Source organism: Paenibacillus sp. FSL L8-0470 (assembly GCF_038008625.1).
Lineage (GTDB): Bacteria > Bacillota > Bacilli > Paenibacillales > Paenibacillaceae > Paenibacillus_AQ.
The window spans coordinates 1,725,790-1,746,184 of record NZ_JBBOZM010000001.1 but is presented as its reverse complement, the minus strand read 5'-3'; the positions used below and the strand labels follow the sequence as shown (position 1 = coordinate 1,746,184).

Annotated in this window: 17 protein-coding genes; 5 read left to right on the top strand and 12 right to left on the bottom strand. The window is 49.2% G+C overall.

The window, feature by feature from the left end; translation table 11 throughout:
• Window position 1 precedes the first annotated feature (1 nt).
• The 3 genes from NST99_RS08105 to NST99_RS08095 all read right to left on the bottom strand — a co-directional run bounded on the left by NST99_RS08105 (window position 2) and on the right by NST99_RS08095 (window position 5,641).
• Complete coding sequence (locus tag NST99_RS08105; protein ID WP_341090950.1) at window positions 2–3,103, bottom strand: efflux RND transporter permease subunit; 3,102 nt, start codon at window positions 3,101–3,103, stop codon at window positions 2–4.
• Complete coding sequence (locus NST99_RS08100; RefSeq protein ID WP_341090949.1) at window positions 3,100–4,554, bottom strand: efflux RND transporter periplasmic adaptor subunit; 1,455 nt, start codon at window positions 4,552–4,554, stop codon at window positions 3,100–3,102. The genes NST99_RS08105 and NST99_RS08100 overlap by 4 nt, the downstream gene beginning before the upstream one ends.
• A gap of 79 nt (window positions 4,555–4,633) precedes the next feature.
• Entirely contained in the window at window positions 4,634–5,641 is a 1,008-nt protein-coding gene (locus NST99_RS08095; protein ID WP_341090947.1) for an alpha/beta hydrolase family protein, read from the bottom strand.
• 238 nt (window positions 5,642–5,879) lie between these two features.
• Here NST99_RS08095 and NST99_RS08090 point away from each other — a divergent pair, with 238 nt between their 5' ends.
• Window positions 5,880–6,158 carry a hypothetical protein gene (locus NST99_RS08090; RefSeq protein WP_341090946.1) on the top strand — a complete coding sequence of 93 codons (279 nt, stop codon included), beginning with the start codon at window positions 5,880–5,882 and terminating at the stop codon, window positions 6,156–6,158.
• A 102-nt stretch (window positions 6,159–6,260) separates the two neighbouring features.
• Here the strand turns inward: NST99_RS08090 and NST99_RS08085 are convergent, their stop codons facing one another.
• The 3 genes from NST99_RS08085 to NST99_RS08075 all read right to left on the bottom strand — a co-directional run bounded on the left by NST99_RS08085 (window position 6,261) and on the right by NST99_RS08075 (window position 11,478).
• Complete coding sequence (locus NST99_RS08085) at window positions 6,261–7,253, bottom strand: YiiG family protein (RefSeq protein ID WP_341090945.1); 993 nt, start codon at window positions 7,251–7,253, stop codon at window positions 6,261–6,263.
• A gap of 292 nt (window positions 7,254–7,545) precedes the next feature.
• The gene (locus NST99_RS08080) at window positions 7,546–10,371 is read right to left on the bottom strand and encodes a glycoside hydrolase family 3 protein (RefSeq protein WP_341090944.1); all 2,826 of its coding nucleotides are present in this window, start codon (window positions 10,369–10,371) and stop codon (window positions 7,546–7,548) included.
• A gap of 165 nt (window positions 10,372–10,536) precedes the next feature.
• On the bottom strand, window positions 10,537–11,478 hold the full coding sequence (locus tag NST99_RS08075; protein ID WP_341090942.1) for an AraC family transcriptional regulator: 942 nt from the start codon (window positions 11,476–11,478) through the stop codon (window positions 10,537–10,539).
• A gap of 86 nt (window positions 11,479–11,564) precedes the next feature.
• Between NST99_RS08075 and NST99_RS08070 the strand changes: the two genes are divergently transcribed.
• A complete protein-coding gene (locus tag NST99_RS08070; RefSeq protein WP_341090941.1) occupies window positions 11,565–12,767 on the top strand; it encodes a sugar efflux transporter in 1,203 nt (400 codons plus the stop codon).
• 25 nt (window positions 12,768–12,792) lie between these two features.
• The gene (locus NST99_RS08065) at window positions 12,793–13,158 is read left to right on the top strand and encodes a response regulator (RefSeq protein WP_341090939.1); all 366 of its coding nucleotides are present in this window, start codon (window positions 12,793–12,795) and stop codon (window positions 13,156–13,158) included.
• 115 nt (window positions 13,159–13,273) lie between these two features.
• On the opposite strand, the gene NST99_RS08060 is transcribed toward NST99_RS08065, so the two are convergent.
• Complete coding sequence (locus NST99_RS08060) at window positions 13,274–13,795, bottom strand: DUF1036 domain-containing protein (RefSeq protein ID WP_341090938.1); 522 nt, start codon at window positions 13,793–13,795, stop codon at window positions 13,274–13,276.
• A gap of 226 nt (window positions 13,796–14,021) precedes the next feature.
• On the opposite strand from NST99_RS08060, the gene NST99_RS08055 reads away from it, so the two are divergent.
• Both NST99_RS08055 and NST99_RS08050 read left to right on the top strand, forming a co-directional pair.
• Entirely contained in the window at window positions 14,022–15,065 is a 1,044-nt protein-coding gene (locus NST99_RS08055; RefSeq protein WP_341090937.1) for a hypothetical protein, read from the top strand.
• 106 nt (window positions 15,066–15,171) lie between these two features.
• Window positions 15,172–15,516 (top strand): hypothetical protein, encoded by a 345-nt coding sequence (locus NST99_RS08050; RefSeq protein WP_341090935.1) that lies wholly within the window; start codon window positions 15,172–15,174, stop codon window positions 15,514–15,516.
• Between the two features lie 117 nt (window positions 15,517–15,633).
• Here NST99_RS08050 and NST99_RS08045 read toward each other — a convergent pair whose 3' ends face one another.
• From NST99_RS08045 to NST99_RS08025, 5 genes are all read right to left on the bottom strand, one after another.
• Window positions 15,634–16,311, bottom strand: a complete 678-nt coding sequence (locus NST99_RS08045; protein ID WP_341090934.1) for a sensor domain-containing protein — start codon at window positions 16,309–16,311, stop codon at window positions 15,634–15,636.
• Between the two features lie 2 nt (window positions 16,312–16,313).
• Entirely contained in the window at window positions 16,314–17,024 is a 711-nt protein-coding gene (locus tag NST99_RS08040) for a TetR/AcrR family transcriptional regulator (RefSeq protein WP_341090933.1), read from the bottom strand.
• 164 nt (window positions 17,025–17,188) lie between these two features.
• Window positions 17,189–18,349, bottom strand: a complete 1,161-nt coding sequence (locus tag NST99_RS08035; RefSeq protein ID WP_341090932.1) for a serine hydrolase domain-containing protein — start codon at window positions 18,347–18,349, stop codon at window positions 17,189–17,191.
• 189 nt (window positions 18,350–18,538) lie between these two features.
• Window positions 18,539–19,126, bottom strand: a complete 588-nt coding sequence (locus NST99_RS33650) for a VOC family protein (protein ID WP_445744955.1) — start codon at window positions 19,124–19,126, stop codon at window positions 18,539–18,541.
• A 295-nt stretch (window positions 19,127–19,421) separates the two neighbouring features.
• Entirely contained in the window at window positions 19,422–20,102 is a 681-nt protein-coding gene (locus tag NST99_RS08025) for a hypothetical protein (protein ID WP_341090930.1), read from the bottom strand.
• Window positions 20,103–20,395 lie beyond the last annotated feature (293 nt).

Here is a 20,395-nt window from a genome sequence, read left to right as displayed (position 1 = left end):
TTTATACAGAAAGCGTCTGCTCCCTCTCAGCATTCCGGTTGATTTTCCGTTCCTGTCGTCTCATTTTGAACTGAGCCACGACCATATACAATGAAGGAACTACAAGCAGAGTCAGCAGTGTCGAGAACATGAGTCCGAAAATAATGGTGTACGCCATGGGGCGGAACAAAATGTTGCCGCTCAACGCGATCGGGATCATCCCCATAATGGCCGTTAATGAGGTCAGCAGGATGGCACGGAACCGCGCCGAAGCAGCTTGTATAACGGCCTCTTTCAATTCCGTACCCTCGTGCCGGGCATCTTCGATGAACTCGATCAGCACGATGCCGTTACGCACAACGATCCCGGCAAGGGAGATGATACCCATTAGGCTCATAAATCCGATCGGCATTCCGGAGAGGTATATTCCGATAATTCCTCCTGCCGCAGCCAGATAGACAGTAGTCATTATAATCAGTGGAATGGAAATGGAATAAAATTGAAGAGTCATCAGCAGCAGAATCAGGAATATAACGATAACAAACAGCGTGGTCAGATTTTTGAACACCTTGTTTTGCTCCGACGTTTCTCCTCCGGCACTCCAGCTGTAGCCCGCCGGGAAGATGATACCTTTCAGATTCCCGCTAATTTCCGCACCGACCTCTGTCGCCGTTCGCCCCTTCACATCCGCCTCAATCGTAATCGTGCGCTTCAGATTCACATGCTGGATTTGCTGAATGGCAAATGAAGGCTTAATAGAGGCAAGCTGGGACAACGGAATTTGCCGGCCCGTCGTATTGGTGACATTTAATCTTTGGAACATTACATTCGGGTCGTTGTTATCCTTTTGCAAATATAGCTTAACGTCAATCATATTTTTACCGGTATCGAACTGGCTGGAGGTAATACCATTGCTTGACAGCAGGATGGCACGGGTCAGATCGGTATATGACACCATGTACTGATCCATAGCTTGCTTGTTAACCTCAAATTCCAGCGTATATTGGTCTATGCCCAAATTATCCGTCACATTTGAAACCCCGCCAATGGATGCAATGGTCTCCTTCACCCGCTGGCTCACTGTCTGCAGTTGACCAAGCTCTTCTCCGGCAACGCTGATCGATACTGCCTTACCTACATCGACGCCCACCTTACTCGTATAGAACTGAAAAGAGGCTTCGGGATATTTAGTCTCCAAATGTTTGTTCCATGCCTTCACCGTTTTGTCTAGGTTGAACACTCCCTTTTCCCCAACTACAGCCAGTTGGCCTTTGGTTGGCGATGAAATGCCGGGTTGATCGCTGTGCAATTGGGGGGCGCTGCTGCCGGCGCTGTAGGAAAGCGTTTTTAACTCCGGCTGCTGTTTCATCCAGCGGGCAATATCCTTGGTTACGCGGTCCGTCTCCTGTAGGGAAGTTCCGGGCGGCATTGTCATGGTCACAACCACCTCCGGACGCTCGGAGGCCGGAAACAGCTCAACAGGCACAAAGAGTGCCAGCAGATAGGCAGCCGTTCCGAGAAGCAAGCCGGTGAGGGCTACTGCCAGCGGCCGCTTCAGCACTCCTTTCATGACTTTACCGGAATAAAACCGGTTCATGGCGGCAATCTGGTTGCCGAGAAAACCCGATTTTGCTGCGGCAGCCTTCGCTCTGCGTTCTCTCTTCTTCTCGTACCACTCGCGAAAGATTGGAATGATCGTCAGAGACATCATCATGGAAGCCAGCATGGTCAATGAAATGACCACCGGAATCGGCTTGATAAATGCGCCCAAAGGTCCCGGCAGGAATAGCAATGGAGCAAAGGCGGAAATCGTAGCCAGTGTCGCCGTAAGGATGGAAACAGCTACCTCTTTGGTGCCCTTTATTGCCGAAACCTGCGGATTTTCCCCTAGTTCGCTGAGCCGCCTCTCGATATTATCGTTGACCACGACGGCATCATCCACCAGGATTCCCAGGACAATGATCAGGCCAATAACGGAGATCTCGTTCATGCTGATCCCCAGAAACGGCAGCAGGATCAAGCCAACCGCCAGTGAGACCGGAATCGCCAGGGCAACAAAAGCCGAGGTAAGCAGATTCAGTCCGAGCATACAAACGATGATTACGGCAATTACCGCAATGATCATTTCCCGTGTCAGATCATTAAAGATTTCATGAACCCTATCCTGTTGTGCAAACAAGTTTTCCAACTGAGTGCCTGCAGGGAGAGTTGCCTTCAGTTCCTTCAGCTTTTCGCTCACGAGCTTGTGCATGGCCGGCACATCACTGCCCGTTTTCGCGCCAACATTGATCGTGATAACCGGCTTATCCCCGTAGTAGGCAAAAGACTTCGGATCGGCATGGCCAAGCTTGACCGTGCTGATATCCTTCAGATAAACAGGCGAACCGGTTTGTGTTCGGGTGATCAACACCTTCCTCAAATTATCCAGGCTCTCATCTTCACGGACCATAATCTGGTAGCTTCGGTCATTGAGGGTGATTTCACCGGTGGGAACCCGCGTTTTTTCGCCTTGAATAGCCACTTGTACCTGTTCCCAGCCCAGGTTGTATTCCTGCAGCTTGCTGCTATTGATACTGATATGAATCTGCTGATCAGGAACCCCTTGGATAGTCACATTGGCCACACCCGAAACCGACCTGAGCTGGTCTTTCCAGGTTTTCATCAGCTCACTGAGCGCATCCAGCTCTTCCCGGGAAGCAGCCGAGATCGCATACGATCCGATATAGGAGCTGGCCAGATCGTCATCAACAACCGGAGTCTGGACGCCGGAAGGCAGGTCGGCCTGTGCATCCTGCACATTTTTGCGCACCCCGTCGAACAGTGTCTTGGCATCGGCACCGTCCTCACCCTCTACGGTAATGCTCGAATAACCGCTGGCCGAGGTGGACAAAATCCGTTTGATACCCTTAACCTGCTTGATTTTCTGCTCAATCACCCTGGTTACGCTCTGCTCCACCTTCTCCGGGGAGGCTCCGGGATAAATCGTAGTAATCAAAGCATATTTTATAACGATGTCAGGGTACTCCTGCTTCGGCAATCCGGTGAAGCTGAACACTCCGGCACCAATGAGCATGATGAAAAACAGCAGGGTAATTTTTTTCTTCTTAACGAAATATTCGATCATTTGACAGCACCGTCGGCCGCTTCAATCTGATCGCCATCAAACAGAGTCTCCGCCCCCTTGACGATGATTTGCTCTCCTTCTTTCAGTCCACTGACAATTTCGAGCTTGTTATCCACCAGCCGGCTCCCCACTTCGACAGCCGTTTTCACAGCTTTTCCATTCACGGCTCTGAATGCATGAGGCTTGCCGCCGTTGCTGATGACTGCCATCACGGGAACCAGAATCACCTTGCTTCCAGATTGCTTCAGTCCTGCTTTGACAACCTGGCCCGCTATCCAGTCCTGCTTTTCATTCGGGATAATCACTTCCACGCTAATCGTCCCGGTACCGGCATTGGTCTGCGGGTAAATTTTGCTCACCGTCCCCTTGCGTACTTCGCCGTACAGACCGACATCCACCTTCACCCCTTTCTTCCATCGCCCCACTTCACTGTCGGGCAAAGGCAGAAGTACCTTCAGCCGGCGGACATCTCCCAGCTTATAAATGGTCTGTCCAGGGTTAACGACATCACCCGAACTGGCTTCTTTGGTCAGCACCACTCCAGTGAAGGATGCGGCAAGAGAGGTTTTGGAAAGGGCCAAGTTCGCTTCTTTTTTTATAGTAATTGCGTTGTTATATACAGCAAGTGCCTGTTCCTTGGCGGCCAACGCTCCGTTATGAGCGGCCGCAGCCTGCTCCTTGCCGGCCTTACTTGCCATAATTCCTGATATCGCTTCCTCCAGCAACGCCGCTGCCGCTTGTCTCTCCTCCTGCGTGGCCCCTTCCTGAACCCGTGATATGGAGGCTTCGGCATCCTTTACCATTTTCTCGGCATTTTTCAAATTCAACTGTGCGTTTTCGTTATCGGTTTGAGATACAAGTCCCTGCTCGTACAGCTTCTGCGAGCGCTCAGTATCTATCTTGGCTTTCTCGTAAGCAGCTTGGCTTAAGGCCAGCCCGTTCTCGGCCAGCAGCTTATCCTGTTTGCGTGCTCCTTTCTTCACCTGCACCTGATTTGCTGTTGCATTTGCAACCCGCGCTTCAGATGCTTTAATTGACGCATCGGCGCTCCTCAGCGCCGCTTTGGCTTGCAAAGCGTTCTGCTCGGCCTGATTCAATCCTGCCTTGGCCTGAAGAATGCCTTGCTCGGCCTGCTCAACCTTAAGCTGAAATTCGGACATAGCGAGATTGGCCAGCGGACCTCCCTTCTTGACCGAATCTCCGATTTCTGCATTTGTACGGATCACCCGCCCCGCCAGTTCAAAAGTCACCGCTGCCTCTTTCACAGGCTGCAAGGTGCCGGACAGAGTATAATCTGTTTCCAGCAGTTCCTCGCTTACAGTGGCCACCTCGACCATTCTATCCTGCTTGACCTCTGCACCTGCGCTCTCCTCTGTTTTTGTATTGGAGCAAGCGGCGGTTGCAACACCGAGCATAATGGCTAATATCATTATTAAGCTTCGTCTTGGCATGTTCTTTCCACTCCTCAAAATAGGTAACAAGAATATTTCCTAACTGGTAGAAAGGGTTTCAATGATAACAGGCTCCAAATCAGGGAAGCCTCTTCAAGAATTGTTCAATTTGCTCCATATAACCGTTGACCGTGATTTTTCTTGGCGCGAACAGACTGATGAGCAATGCCCGCAATTTCGAATCAGCGGTTTTCGTCGCCAGCATGGAATGCTCTGTATCCGCAAAGACCTTGACTGTAAGCAATGATGGAGGGCTGACCTTTTTACGATATACTTGCTCCGTCTCCGTCGCATCCACGTTAATATCCTCTTCCCCCAGTAGCAGGAGCACAGGAGATTTGAAGTTATGCAGATCGGCGGTTGCATCGGATCTGAAGTTCTTGCTGACAAATGTCCACCGTTCTTTTGACATAATCTCATTTGTATGAGCTTTGTTTACATACTCATCATACGATCCGTTCTCTTTCAAAAGCTCCTTCAATTCCTGTTCATACGCTACCTGTTCAGAAATTTCCACCTCAGTGGATCCGGCTTTTGCCATTTGCTCGCGCGTATTATATTCTCCCTGGGTTAACCAGTTGATGGCCGGGGACACCAGAATACTGAACGCGAGCGGCTCCTTTCCTGCAAGCTTCGGAATAACCCATCCCGCCTGACTAGCTCCCCACACGCCGATCCGCTTATCGTCAATCATCGGCTGCGTTCTGGCCCAGGCCAGCGCCTGGCGCGCTTCTTCTGCACGGTCATCAATGCTCTGCTCCAGCCAGTCCCCTTCAGAACCGTTGATTCCTCTCTTATTAAGGGACAATGAAGCGTAGCCTTGCGAAGCAAGGCGCTCCCATAGCGGCTTATATCCATCATCATGAGAAGCATTGATGGGTCCGTCACCATGAACGAACAACACTAGTCCCAGCTTTCCGTACTCTTTCTTGGGCAGGACAAGTGTACCTGTCAGTTTGCCCTGAGGGGAGGAAATCTCAATGGATTGCTCCACCATGTCAAAGCTGTTTTGCCGAAATACATAGAGCACTGCACCCATAGTTATCAAAAAAACACCAATTATAATCATGCCAATTTTCTTTCTCATCTTGTTTCCCCCATAATATAATGCTTGCTAAAAAGAGAAAAAGGCTTAGCAGACTTTGTTACTTGAGTGTGCACAGCCACATTAGTAAGCTTGGCTAATTTACTAATTGTGAGCTCACTGTTCATTACCACCACTCCCTCACTGCAACCGGATTACCCTAAAGATACACCTTAGGTCAGACCTAAGGTCAAGAGAGGAAATGGATTCTAAAGCAATGCGAGTCGTGGAGCACAGGCCGGTGGATCAGCAGATCGAAGCTAACACTTGCAAAAGGAGAGGATACTATGCTGCAGCGTTTGTTCCGAAGTACAAAATTGGGGTACTGGTTATCGCGGGAATGCTTCTAACGGTATCCTCCGGATTTCTGCGGACTGGAATACTTGATATTACGGGCTTTGAGAAACGGGAACCCGTTAACTGGCTAGAAATTAGTATTAGAGTGACTCCAGAAATCGAAACAGCGACAGTAAAAGGACGAGAAATAAAGTCCTTTACTGTCGCTGTTTTATTTAACTAACGTATCCCCGTGCTACAGCCTTATCCGCGTTCCATTCGCGGATAAGGCTTATTCGTTACCGGAACTCTGTATTTGATTTCGCAGCCCAACCGCTAGACACGCTTAATTCATTTCATTATATCTTTCGACTGCCTTGCTTAGCTTATAATTGAAATTCTCAGGTGTACCATCCGTAGTGTTCAGGAACTGGCCGTTCAGATCAGAATCAGATACAGGTTCCTTCTTATTGATGCGTTCAATGATTTTCGAAGCGGCCGCTTTTGCCTCAGTGGCTGAATCAACATAGTTCTCGATACTGAAGCTGTTAATCCCTTCTTTTTGAATTCGTTTCTTGTCTTTTGAGATTGTCATGAGCGCACTCAGATCTGCGGTCATGATGTCGTATTTAGCTTTAAACTTCGTCATATCAAGCTGCAGCACATTGTCGGCGGTGATTCCCTGCTCATCCATTTCAATGGCCGTAGCCTCTGCATCTATCATGAACTTCAAGGCATTATATCTGATCTGCTGGTCTGAATCCTTGAGTTTTTGCAGTTCAGCCAGACGCTGCTCGTTACCCAATTTTTGCAAAGCCGTGAAGTATTGTTTGGCGACAGTCTCGTAAGCGAGATTTGCACTTACCAGCTTGGTATGCAGCAGTTTTCCTTTTGCGAAATCATCATCCACGTAGCCTCTTGTATCATAGTAGGCTTTCAAATCGTCCTGGACGGACAACAGATCATTGATGACTGGGGTCAGTTTGACCACTAAGGGGTCTGCATTCGCAAAAACAGGTTTGCTTGCGGTATAGCTGTTCGCTTTATCAACAACTTCCCGCTCAGTTTCAGCAACGCCGAGCATGATGAAGCTAAAGTTTTTCTCGATTACAGGCTGCGCATCAACTCCGAACTTCTCGAAATAATGAACCAGAACCTCGTTGATTCTGCCAGTCATCAAGTTATTCAGCCTCACATACGCATTGTATTTATCGATTTCTTTGCTCTCGCCGGAAGTAACGCCTGCAGGCGCTTGCTCCACGGTGGATGTAATGGCAGAACAAGCGGACAACATTGCACCTAACATAATAATGGCAATAACGAATGATAGCTTTCTCAAAATAGTGATTCCTCCGACTGAGTAATTTAACGCTTTCTTTTGTAAGATATCTGCATAGGAAAGAGAGCAAGTGATCTCTTCTGGTCAATTAAATTGCCTCTTCGTCGCATATCAATGTTGATTGTGAAACAAACCTATTCAATTTTAGAATTATTTGTTGAATAGGTCTTGAGTCTTGAGTAGCAAAAAATTTTTATAATTTCTTTGTCGACACTTTAATCCCATAAAAAAAAAGCCGCATAATATGCGACTTTCAATAGGATTATACCCTATTACGTTTAGTTAGCTGGAGCTACACGGAAAAATGGAAGCGGCTGAGCAGCGCCTCGCCTTTAAAGACCAGATACACATCGTTTCCGCCAGCTTCAATTTCAGCTTGAACAGACAATGTTTTCCACTGTTGCAGGCCTTCGCCCGGAGGAACCTCAAGGGTCGCCGCCAATTGTCCTGCCGGGCCTTCTGTTCTGACCTCGATGCTGCCGCCGGTCACGGAGGATACGAGCGCGTGGAACGTTGCGGTGCCTTGACCGAACTCCACATCTTTGAAGGCGATCCATGCTCCTTCACCTGCCGGATGGACAGAAGCGCCGCCCGCCTTGCATTCATCCAGATATACTTCTTCATAGTCGTCATAGTTCTCGGCTTTGACCGTCGAATAGAGATTGCGGGCCGGAATCGTTTCGCCATGCACTTTGATCTGGGCGGTCAATTGAATATCACTTGAAGAGCGGCCGATCATCACAGTATAATCGCCGTTTTCAACACAATATTGTTCACGCGTTACATCCCAGAAAGCCAGCTCGGCAACCGGCAACGTGAATTCCACCGTTTGCGATTGTCCTGCGGCAAGCCGGATCTTTTGGAACCCCTTCAGCTGCTTCAGTGGACGTGTGACTCGGGAAGACAAGGACTGCACGTATAATTGAACGACTTCGTCGCCATCCACGTTACCGGTATTCTCAAGCTGAACGGACAGGTTAATCGTTCCGTCCTGCTCCAGTTCCCCGGCGGCCAGCGACAGGCTGTTATAAGATACCTGCGCGTAGCTCAGGCCGTGGCCGAACGGATACAGCGGCTCACCGTCAAAGTACATGTACGTTCTTTTACCTTTAATAATGTCGTAATCCATCAGCGGAGGAAGCTGATCCACCGACCGGTACCAAGTCATATTCAGCTTGCCCGACGGGCTGTAGTCGCCGAACAGAACGTCGGCTATCGCGTTGCCCAGCTCTTGCCCGCTGTGGGAAGTATAGAGGACCGCAGGGATATGCTCATCAATCCATGTAGAAGTGATCGGGTAACTTCCGACAATAACCACCACTGTATTAGGGTTGGCTTCATACACAGCCTTAACCAGATTCTCCTGCTCTTCCGGCAGGACAATATCCGGTCTGTCAATCTCTTCTTTGCCGTTCAGGAGCGGATGGTTGCCGACGAATACAACGGCAACTTCTGCGGCTTTCGCGGCTTCGACCGCAGCTTCTACACCGTTCACGACAATGTTCTTGCGGAATGTGTGCGCCTTGGCATCAGTCTCCTGCTCCTTCGCCAGCAGTGTGCCGTCTTCGGCATGGATTGAGATCGGCTTGTCATTCCAGGTCCGCAGGCTGACTGTACCTTCGGCTTCCGGTACAATATTCAGTGCTTCCTTCACATACCAGCCATAGATTTCATCAGCGGAAGCCGTCAGTGTATCGGCGTCGCTAAGGGTAACATATTGTCCCCGGCTTGTAGCTTCAAGAGTGTTGCTCGTCCAGCCCCAGGCCGTATGACGGAACAATTCTCCGCGCTCCTTAGTCTCATGTAGCACTGCCAGTCTGCCGTCCTCGCCGGTGATTCCTACGGCTTGGCCTGTTGCGGCCGAAGTTAGGATGATCCGGTCATCGCCGCTTTCGAAGGATACCTGTTTGCCTGCAAGCTTCTTGATCACTCCCTGCAGAGGTGTGACAGCATAAGGCAGGGTGCCGGAATACCAGTCTCTGAAAGCTTCGTCGCCGAGCGGACCAATGACCGCAACTTTGGACAACTCTTTCGGGTTCAGCGGAAGCGTGCTGTTCTCATTCTTCAGGAGTACAATAGACTGCTTCGCAGCTTCCAGCGACAACTCGCCATGCTCTTTGCTGAGGATGACGGAATCGTCGATTGCCGTATACGGATTGCCTTCTTCAGGATCGAACTCACCCAGAAGGAAACGGACACGGAATGTGTTGAACAGCGCACGGTCCAGATCTTCCTCGGCAAGCAGCCCTTCAGCCAGTGCTTCATGAATAACCTTGATCGTCTCTGCCGTTTCTTCTGTCACGCTGTCGATCCCGTTTTTGATCGATTCAGCCATCGACTGGGCGAATGACTCATAATATTTATGATCCTTCACAATACCGAACAAATCCCCGGCATCGCTTACAATAAAGCCGTCCATTTCCCATTCACCTTTGACAATATCCATCACCGCAGGATGCAGGATGACCGGTACCCCATTAAGCGAGTTGTAGGCGGTCATCATGGACTTGGCGCCGCCTTCCTTGAAGGCAGGCTTAAAGGCCTCCAGATAATATTCACGCATATTTCTCGGATCAATGCTGGACGAATCCACGCCGCGGTTGATCTCATTATTGTTGCCGAGGAAATGCTTCAGTGTTGCTACCGCTTTCAAATACTTGGGATGATCACCTTGGATTCCCTGCACCAGTGAGGTGCTGAGGCGTCCGGTTAATTCCGGGTCTTCGCCATATGCCTCTTCCGTACGGCCCCAGCGCGGATCACGTTCCATATCTACCGTAGGTGCCCATAACGTCAAGCCGTTAACAGCCGGATTCTTCTTGTAGAACGCTCTGGCCTCGTCGCCGATGGCTGAGCCGATCTTTTTCAAGAGTTCCAGATTCCAGGTGCAGGCCAATCCGCTGACCTGAGGAAAAGCAGTTGCCTTGCCCAGCCACGAAATTCCGTGAGCCCCTTCCGTACCATGTTTATAGGCTCCCACGCCCAAGCGCTCTACAGCGGCTTGATATTGCGGCATCAGGGTTACCTTTTCATCCAAAGTCAATCTGGAGATCAGATCTAGCACGCGTTCATTTACAGGTAAATCCGTCTGCTGATATGGGTATGTAGCTGTTTCCATTCGTGGTTCACTCCTTCAATCTTTGTGATAACGGTTTCATCATAGCGCATGGATAGCCGATTAAGGCGCTTCCACAGGACTCTCCTTCACCATCATAAAAGATTACCGTAAGCAGCAACACCTTAACAATTGTAATAAAAATCAGTTCATAATTAGAGATTCTAATCATGAACTGAGAAAACGCCGGGCATCCGGGGAGATGCCTGACAGATTACCGTCCGCGTGATGGATAACAAATCTGCTGTCCTGGTAGTTCAGCTCTGCCGAAGCCGGCCGGCTGCGGATTTCCTTGGGAGAAAGGCCGTACCTGGCTTTGAATACCTTGTGAAAATAGGAATACGTCCCGAAGCCGCAGCTCCCGGCAATATTCTCCAGGCTTAAGTCGGTAAACCGGATACGCTCCAGGGCGTTGGACAGGCGAATCTCCTGTGTATACTGGATAATGGTATAACCCGTCAGCTCTTTAAAAAGATGTACGGCTCTGGATACACTGAGTCCGGCAAATCTGGCAACTTCCTCCACTCTTAGCGGATTCAGCGCATTTTTGTTAATATAACGTCTCATCCGCAAGACCAGTTCATTCGAGCGTCCCTGCGGGTTAGGCCCTGAGACAGCTTCACCCGACAAACGGTCAAAAGATAGGCATAGCGCACACAATAAATGCCGGATCAGCTCAGGGTTACCTTGTGCGATACGGTGCTGCTCGATGCTGAGCTGCTGCCATAACGAGAGCATACCTTCATCCAGATGAACTCTCTGCTGAGTCAGCCGGAGCTGGGATTCCCACCATTCTTCGATCCAAGAACCTTCACACAGTAAATAATAGTCGCCGCTTTCGATTTTTCCGTTAATTGCATCTACCTCTAAATGATATGGCTCTCCAGGACGATAGATTAATAAGTCGCCTGGCTGGACAAGACTCATTTTGCCGTCTACAAGCGCCCTGCAGCTGCCCACCACCTGCAGCCGGAACAGGAAAAACGGTGGCGGCGTAAAGGAAGATTTAAACGGAAGTGTATGAAAAGAATAGGCGCAGGCATGCAGCCTCAGGTCCATATCGTTCACCGCCTCAGCCAAATAGTAGAGCTTTTCAATCAGATAAAACATTTAATAATCGCAAGCCATTATCTATACTATAACCAAATCAAAGAGATAACCGCAAGGCTAGAAAGTGAAGGAGAAACTTTACGTACATGTTGACGCGAACCCGCCAGCTTTTCCTGATTCCAAGCTACTCCCTGTTTATGATCTGCATGATGCTGCAGGGGATGGCCATTTCCATCAGCTCTCCCTTTTTGGCCGTTTATTTCACAACAAAGCTGGGAGTTTCCGCAGGAACCTTCGGAATCTTTACCGCAGTGACCTTAATCAGCGGGGTCTGGCTCAGCTCGATCATTGCCAAACGCTCCGATTCCGGACTGAACCGTAAAACACTCATGTTCACAGCCATGCTGTTCAACGCACTGGCTTTTGCCGGTTATTTATTCATCCACGAATTTTATGCGTTGCTGCTGTACATGACGGTCTTCACTGCATTTGGTGCTCCGGCCATGCCGCAGTTATTCGCCAGTGCGCGGGAAGCGGTAAACACCAGCCCGTCCGCCGACCATGCCTTTGCCAATTCCAGTCTGCGCTCGATGTTCTCCCTGGGGTTTATCACCGGCCCGCTGATCGGCTCTATTATCCTTAATCACTTGGGGTTCCAGGGTATTTTTATGAGCACCTCATTGATCTTCTTGCTTAATGCCTTGCTGGTCTGCTTTTTCGTGAAACGTCCCGTATCAAAGAAGCCAGCTGGTATTCAAACCGCAACGCAGCTGAAGCTGCATCAGAACGCCAGAGTGCTTATCCCGTTTCTGGTGCTGACCCTGTTATATGCCGGGCACTGGCTTAACAATCTGAATATCTCATTGTTCATCATTAACACCTTGGGCGGCAGTACGCAGAATGTAGCTACGGTCTCGAGTATTTGTGCGCTGCTGGAGATTCCATTCATGCTCGTATTAGGGGTATTGTCTGCCAAAACCTCCAATCGTGTGCTGATGTTCTGGGGGATACTACTGGGGGCGGCTTATTATATTTTGGTGCTTGCCTCGACACAATTATGGCATCTCTTGGCCGGACAGGTGCTGCTGGCTTTCTTTGTTGCCGTGATTTCGGCCATCGGAATCAGCTACATTCAGGATTTGCTCCCTGATCTGCCCGGATATGCTTCAACGTTATATACCAATGCCACTACCATCGGACGGCTGGCCGGAAGTCTGGCCGGAGGGGCCGCTGCCGAGTGGGTCGGATACCGCAATGCTTACTGGGGCTGCCTGCTGCTTGTTGTATTCTCCCTTGCACTTATGTTGCTCCCCCAGCGCTACTCCGCACAAAAGGTGTATGAATCCTAAATGCAACCAGACAGGAGGAAATATTATGAAAATCATGCTTGTTGACGACAAACCTCATGTACGCAATCACCTGAAGCTGATGCTGAAACAGCTTCATTTTAAAGAGGAGGTTATTCTTGAAGCCAATTGCGATCAGGAAGCCCTTCGGCTGATTACCGAACATGAACCGGATATTATTGTGACCGATGCCAAGCTGCTGCTGCTCGGAGAAGCGCCTTTATCTGAACGCCTTGCCAATACCCAATATCCGCAGAGTACAATTATTGTCACCAGCAGCCATCCGTTTGTCCTCGAAGCTTTCAGCAAAGGGGGCATTGTTTCCCTGCTGAAACCTATTGATACTTGTGAGCTGGAAGGCGCGTTAATGAGAGCCTTTGCCGTCACCGGATAATCCGGGATAATACATCCTTTGATTTAGAAAAAAAAAGTGCCCTATCCATGATAGGTGCACTCTTTTTGCATTCATCCAGTCTATTCAAAGATAAAAAGGAAGTTTTTTGCGTTCACTATCTTCTCCGTCTTTTAGGCACGGCTCTGCGTTTGGCCAAAACAGGTCTTCCCGGGGCTAGCTTTCTGGCCTTCAGCGGAACTCTGCGCGTTAGCCGTTTTCCAGGCTTTGTAGGCAATGCTGTCCGAAGATGGATTAACCCTTTTTTGCTTCGGCTGCTGCTGGAGATTAACACAACTGTGTAGTTGCGGACGCTGGATCTGACAGGAATTCTACGAAAGCCAAGTTCTCTGCAGTCGTTGCAGTCGCTGTCCCAGCACTGATTGAAGGCGTCATTAGGGATCTCTGTATAGTATCCCCCTGACCAGGTATAGCTGTCACTCTCTGCATAGTAAAAGAATGTGTTGCCCCCGGCATACCCGCTCCACACTTGTCTCGACTGGCCCGGTTCGATCCGGTACCAGCCGATTGTGGCGTAGTTGACAGGAGAACAGCTGAAATCCGGGTAAGCATAGGCAACAAATATCGTCTCACTTGTACTGTTGCGAAAATTAAGCCCCATTGTCTTCATTCCCTTCATCACTTTTTTCCTTACCCTGCATCATATGAAAATAGTGAATAAAGGGGCTGGACAATAGTTTATTGTTAGACAAATAGGGCATATTGACATTCCAGTCATTGTGCGGCATGTAAGACAAAATAAATAAATCGCCTCTGGACTTCATAAAAGAGCGGATAATCGCCCATGCCTTTTACACCTCAGGATAATATACTATCTTATTCTAATGAGGTTAGGTGATGAAACAGTGGCAACATTTGCTGAAGCTCTTGTGATAAAGAAAAACATAGCAAGTACCGTGCTCAAGAACCGGAAAATTCATGGAGTCGGGATAGGGTATTACGACCCCAAACATCCCAAAAAAGGCGCAGCCGTGATCCTCTACGCTAACGCCGTGAGCAGTACCGCCCTGGGTTGGGGCTCAAAATTCTCCTCGCTGCTCAAAGGCAAACCTATAAATGTCCCCATCCGGGTAGTAAAGACCAAAAAAATACGCAGCAATGCAAGTTACCAGGACCGGATTCGTCCAGTCGTAGCAGGCTACAGTATTGGTACGACCGGCGGTTCAGGAACCGCAGGCTTAATTGTCAGCAGCGGCAATCAGCTGTATGTGCTCAGCAATAACCACGTGCTTACCAATCCGACCAACTCCAACAACCGGGCGGAAACGCTGCAGCCGGGCGGCGCGGATGAAGGGCGGACCGTACGGGATCGGGTCGGGTATTTATCGCGTTTTGTAACTTTGAAGACAAATGGAACTAACCGCATAGATGCGGCCTTGTCCCGCCCTGTAAGAAACAGCATTCTCAGTCCGAAATATGCAACGGTAGGCACCATTCCGGGTCATGTCACTTCCTACCGTGTAGGGGAGCGTTTCAAAAAAGTAGGGCGGACAACAGGTCTGACTAGGGGAAGAGTCGATTCGGTGAATACGGATGTACAGGTAGATTATGGTAGGGATGTAGGCGTGCTAACCTTCCGCAATCAATCGATCATTCTGAGTGATACACCGGTATCGCTTCCTGGAGACTCCGGTTCTGTCTGGCTAAGAAGCGCGGATAATTTCGCGGCGGCTGTGAATTACGCCGGTACAGAGGACGGAAAGACTTCGGTTGCCTTTCCCGTCGATTGGGCACTCCGGGCACTCCGGGTGCGTGTAGCACGTCCTGGGGGACAGGGAGCAGGCCGGGTAAAGGTTGTAGATACCCATAACGGCAATGCTGCTTATACCCCCCGGCTCACTCCGAAAGAGCTTTCCATGCTTAAGGTAATCCGGCCAAAATCTAAATAAGCAACTCTAGAATAATTTGGATTAATCTCCATATACATTCATACAAGCTCACAACCCTCTTTCTTCGTAAGATAATCTATCCTACGAAGAAAGAGGCGAGCAGAAAATGGCAGTAAAAAAACTAGCACTTAGAAAAAAAGCCAAAGGTAAAGGTAAAAGAGTCACCCTGCGGCCAAACAGAGCACGCTCCACGCAAAACCTTGGAAATGGTTTCCGCCGTATTCAGTTTCCCGCTGTAACCATCGAAGCCAACGACTTTCTTTTCCTCTTTTTATCTGCTGGAACAGGCAGAGCTGTCGTTAGTGCGGGATGGACCATTTCCGATTTGACTTCCGCCTGGCCGACAGACAGCTTCCCGAACAGCGACTCGGAGTGGGTTATCATCCTTGAAAACCCGACAGGCGTTGCAAGAAGCGTCATTCCGTTCCTGATTACCAAGTCACGCCGCTAATAGCAGAGAGTGCAAAAAGAAATGGCTGCTCCCCTTTGAGGGGAGCCGTTGCATTTTAAAGAGACACGATATCCCTAGGGTATCGTGTCTCTTTTTATAAAAGTTAAACCTGCCCTGCTATACTCTCGACCCTGCACCCTTGTTAATAGACACAGGTTTCATTCCATAGGTGAGGTCACCGGCTATCCCCCCAATCCAGGCGGAATATAATCTCCCCAACCCCCTTATAGTCATAGGCAGCAACAGGACCAGCACTATGCCGATTGCAGCCGCTACCCAGGAACGCTGATATACATTGAGCCACGGCAAGAAAAGATTCATCGTCCCGTCAAAGGAATACAGATCAAAAGAAAGGGATAAGACCTTGCTTAACTTGTAAGCTGCCGGTGACAATATAATCGCAATAACAACGGCGGGAAGCGTGACAGCAAGGGTAAACCCGGCAATGCCTACGGGAAGCTGGGCTATACTATAGAGGATCCCCCGGTAGCTCTTACTATTTAAAAGAATAGACAGCATGGAACGCCAATCCTTCCAATCCACAATGGATCGGGAGTCCTCAGCTTGGAGCGGTTGCTCTTCTCCCTGCATCCACCCTGTTACCGCCTGCACCTCCTTGGCCATCATCCAGCGGCATAGGGTAAATGTTGCAGCCAGTAAAGGCAGTCCAATCCCTAGAATAAGCAGCGGCAAGCCGGCACATACGCCTGTAACGGCAATTACAAACGCCGCGATCCCCTTTGGAAGGGACAGGATGAGCAGGAGCCAGGACTTTAGTGCGCTTGGTTTACGCATAATTAAAAGCCTCCTAATAAGGTCATTGTAGAAATGTACAAGCTGTCCATCAGCCGCTCCACACTCTGCCGCACACTTAATTCAGCAGGGAGCTCATCACCGGCAAAACACAGCTCCAGCGTGGCATCGCGGATGATTCCATCCACGGTTACCTGAATGAGCATCAGGATGTCGGTTAAGGGAACAAGGGGCCGGAACTGGCCTTTAGCTTCACCTTCTGCACAATAATTCATCAATTGCTGAAAGAAATAATTGTAGCCGTGCCCGGACTCGGCTTCTGCTTCCGCAGCCTGCTCAGCAAGCTGCTTCTTAACCAGCTCCGGCTGACTGGCATAGATTGCATTTAGCTCAAAAGCCAATTTGCTGTAGCCACTCTCCATAGAGGCCGTAATCTCTTGCCCGATGAAGGTAAAGATTGCGCGAAGGGTCTGCTCAGGCGAACGGCTGGCCGCAAAAAGCTGCGTTAAAAAACCTTTGAAATCTATCTCCAGATCAAAACGGTTGGACAACGCAAACCACACCTCTTCAATATTGGCAAAATACTTATAGACGCCCCCTTGGCTCAGTCCGGTCTGTCTCACGATATCCTTCATTGTTACTTTATGCAGCGGTTTACGCGCACTAACCTCCAGCGCTGCATCCAAAATTTCATTGATTCTATTCTCTGTATATGCCTCACTAACCTTTGGAATACATTGTTCCCCCTCACTCAAAATAACGACATATTGTCGTTTTTGTTATTCTCATCTTACGCAGCATCAGGATCATTGTCAATATTTTGAAATTGAAGTTTTTACCGTTCACGCAAAAAAAGCAGCCTGTCCTTAGACAAGCTGCATACAAGCTTCAATTTGACGAGTTGCCGAAACGACTACCCTTATAGGTCTGTTATTGCCGCAAGAACGGTATTGTTGAAGTAATCAACGTACATATTTTTAAATGGCTTCCGGTGGTCAAGCTCCACAGAAAAATGAACGGTTACTGTCTGATAGACCGGATCGACGCAGAGAAAAGGCCCCGCTGCACCCCAATGCGAATAGGCTTGCGGTGAGAATAGGTCTCCGCCATCACGTTTTGTCCCGTTAACCGCCCAGCCGTATCCCCAATACGCTTCAGGAAATACCTCATCCCGATATTGCGAGGATACACCGGGAATTTGATTGCGTGTCATTTCTTTTACAGTTACCGGACTGAGCAGCCGTGTCCCGTTATAACTTCCGCCGTTCAGAAACATTTGCCCAAATACAGCCAGATCCAGGGCAGTAGAGTAAGCACCGCCCCCGGCCGATACAGAATTTAATTGCTCTTCGGTTTCTATCCACTCTGCACAAGCTGCCTCCGGTATGCGTCTAACGACTCTGCTGCGTGCTTCCTGCGGAACCCGATAATATGTATTTTCCATTCCAAGCGGTTTAAAAATGCTTTCCTTTACGAACTCATCATAAGCTTGACCGCTGGTGCGCCGGATAATTTCACCCAACAGCTCATAACCATACCCGCAATAAGACATGACAGTCCCTGGCTCGAAGCTAAGCGGTGCATCATATCCGCCGTACAAGTATTGATGAATTTCCGGATCCTGATTGGGTTCGCTTGCAGGGAACTCTCCCTTTGCCAGTTTCTCAGTTCCATTCAACCGGATGACCCCAACATCCAGACCAGAGGTGTGTGTCAACAAATGATGCACGCAAACCTTTGATTTCCCTTCTCCTGTAAACTCGGGGATATAATCCGAAACAGGTCTATTCAGTCCTATCTTCCCTTGTTCAACCAAGATCATAACAGCTGTTGCGGTAAACAGCTTCGTTATGGAGCAGAGTGGAAATAACGTGTCAACAGCTAATTCGGCTGCGTCTGGCTCAGATCCGAGGGTTCCATTCGCTTGATGGACGATTACAATTCCCCTTCTCGCGGCCACAATCACTTGTGCGGGCGTAATGTTGTCCTCAACCATTTGTGCTGCAGCTGTCTGAATGCGCTGAACACCGCAAGCTGAAACACCCGCCTGTTCTAATGAACTCAACGATAGTTTTTTCATAGATATTCCTCCATTAAGCACTCGTTAATAGATGTGTTAAGTACTATGTGAATATATTAACATCTCTGTTTTCTGGAGTACATGGTTTGTTTCTATAATATTAGCTGCCAGAAAAATAAAAAAAGCTGACCCCGGATTTTCCGGAAAATCAGCTTTACCTTCCCCGATAGTATTCCCGCCTTATAAAACTCACAAATACAGCCTCATCCGCACACGTTTCTGGGACCGCAGCACCTGGCTGCGGCTGATTATATCTTCATATCTTTGCCTGTATAATCTACGAACATGAAATGCCCTTCCGGAGCGCGGCGTTGCTCGATCAGGCTGATAATGCCCTCGGCACTGCTGCGCGGGTTCGTCGACGCCTCTTTCCCGCCCATATCCGTATGCATCCAGCCGGGGTGTACGCTCAGCACCTGTACGCCGCGTTCTTGCAAATACACATGCAGCTGCTGTGAGAACATATTGAGTGCTGTTTATTCCTTCGATTACAAAAGCGATATGATGAGGCCCTTCCCCATGCTCATTCAAGTAATCGCGCCAAGTGCTCGGCTGATGATCCGGCTCAATCAGTTCCAGCTGCAAGGAAGCGAGCTTGGCCCGCGCCTCCGTCACCCCGCCGTTATACCGGGTCTGGGCAATATCTGCCGTGTCGGTAATGATAATTTCCGGAACCGCCAGTCCAAAAAAGTCCGCATACTCCCGGCTTACCTTCTCAATATCATTCACCAAAATCCCAATCTGCGTAACGAAATGATTGCCAAGAACTCCTGACATGTGCCTCAACCTCCTTCTAGTGTGACCAATCCACCATACCCACACTATGAAAGGGCTATCAAGCCTGTGCTGAAACCGTTCCTAGTGAGGAATCGGCGAACAAAATACCGTACCAGCTCACGAGAGGAGTGAAATGAGAGGCATCTTTACCTCTCATCCCACCACTTTGCCTACTTTCGGCGATATGAGAAGCATTTTTACCTCTCATCCCACCACTTTGCCTACTTTCGGCGATATGAGAAGCATTTTTACATCTCATTCCGCCACTTTGCCCAATTCCGGAGATATTAGAGGATTACCATAGCTCGTTATCCATGAACGAGTGTATAAATTCATATCGGCAAATTCGATTGCTACCCTGGGCCAGCACAGGTCTAAACTTCCCTTTTTCACACAAAGAGTTCATAGATTTCTTGACTGTACGTGGATTCACTCCAAGCTTGTTCACTAGATCAACAGGCCGGATGAACCCATTCCAACGTGTCGCCATCCGTAGAATGTCCCTCTCCAGCCTGCTGTACGGACGACTCTCCCCATCCGCAATCTTCAACAAGCTTGGAGCCAATAAAGTTTTAAATAGAGGAATTGTCAGCTCCGGTACAGATTCCAAATCATCATAGGGAACCGCGACTACACGATACCCTGCAATTTGCAGATAAGTTTCTCTGTTTAATTCCTGCCGGTACCTGGTCCGATCGGCCTGCTGCACATGTGGCCCGTACCCTTTGATCTCAATGGCAAACTTAACCTGTCCCGGTTTCCAGACCAGATCAACAAAATAAGGCCGTCCCCGCCAATCCGAGACTTCGTACTCCGGATGAAGATCATCCATATGTCCAAAAATCGGCCACCAGACCCGCTCCACAAACATTTTTTCACCATGCCCATGCCCTCGCACCAACCGGTCAAGTCGTTCTCCTGTTCTACGGTTCTTATGAGAATCCAGCCACTTTTGGTGTTCTTCAGCAAAACCCATTCCCAGCTTCCTCCTCTGCACAAAAAAATCCCGCACCCCAATTTGCCATGGAGTACGGGACGTTCTTCGTCCGTTTTTTTAGATTATAGAGCTTATAGTTTTCTCGCGTCAATGACATCACCGCACGGTGATATTGTGAGTATAATTCGCCCCGCCAAACACCGGGTCTTCCCCCTGTTCATCTACTTGAGCCCGACCATAATGAATGCCATTGTCAGACACCCCAGCGAGTAAAATCTGGTAAATTATAGCTTTCCTTGTTTGGTTAATCGGTGATCCGGTTATTTAATGAA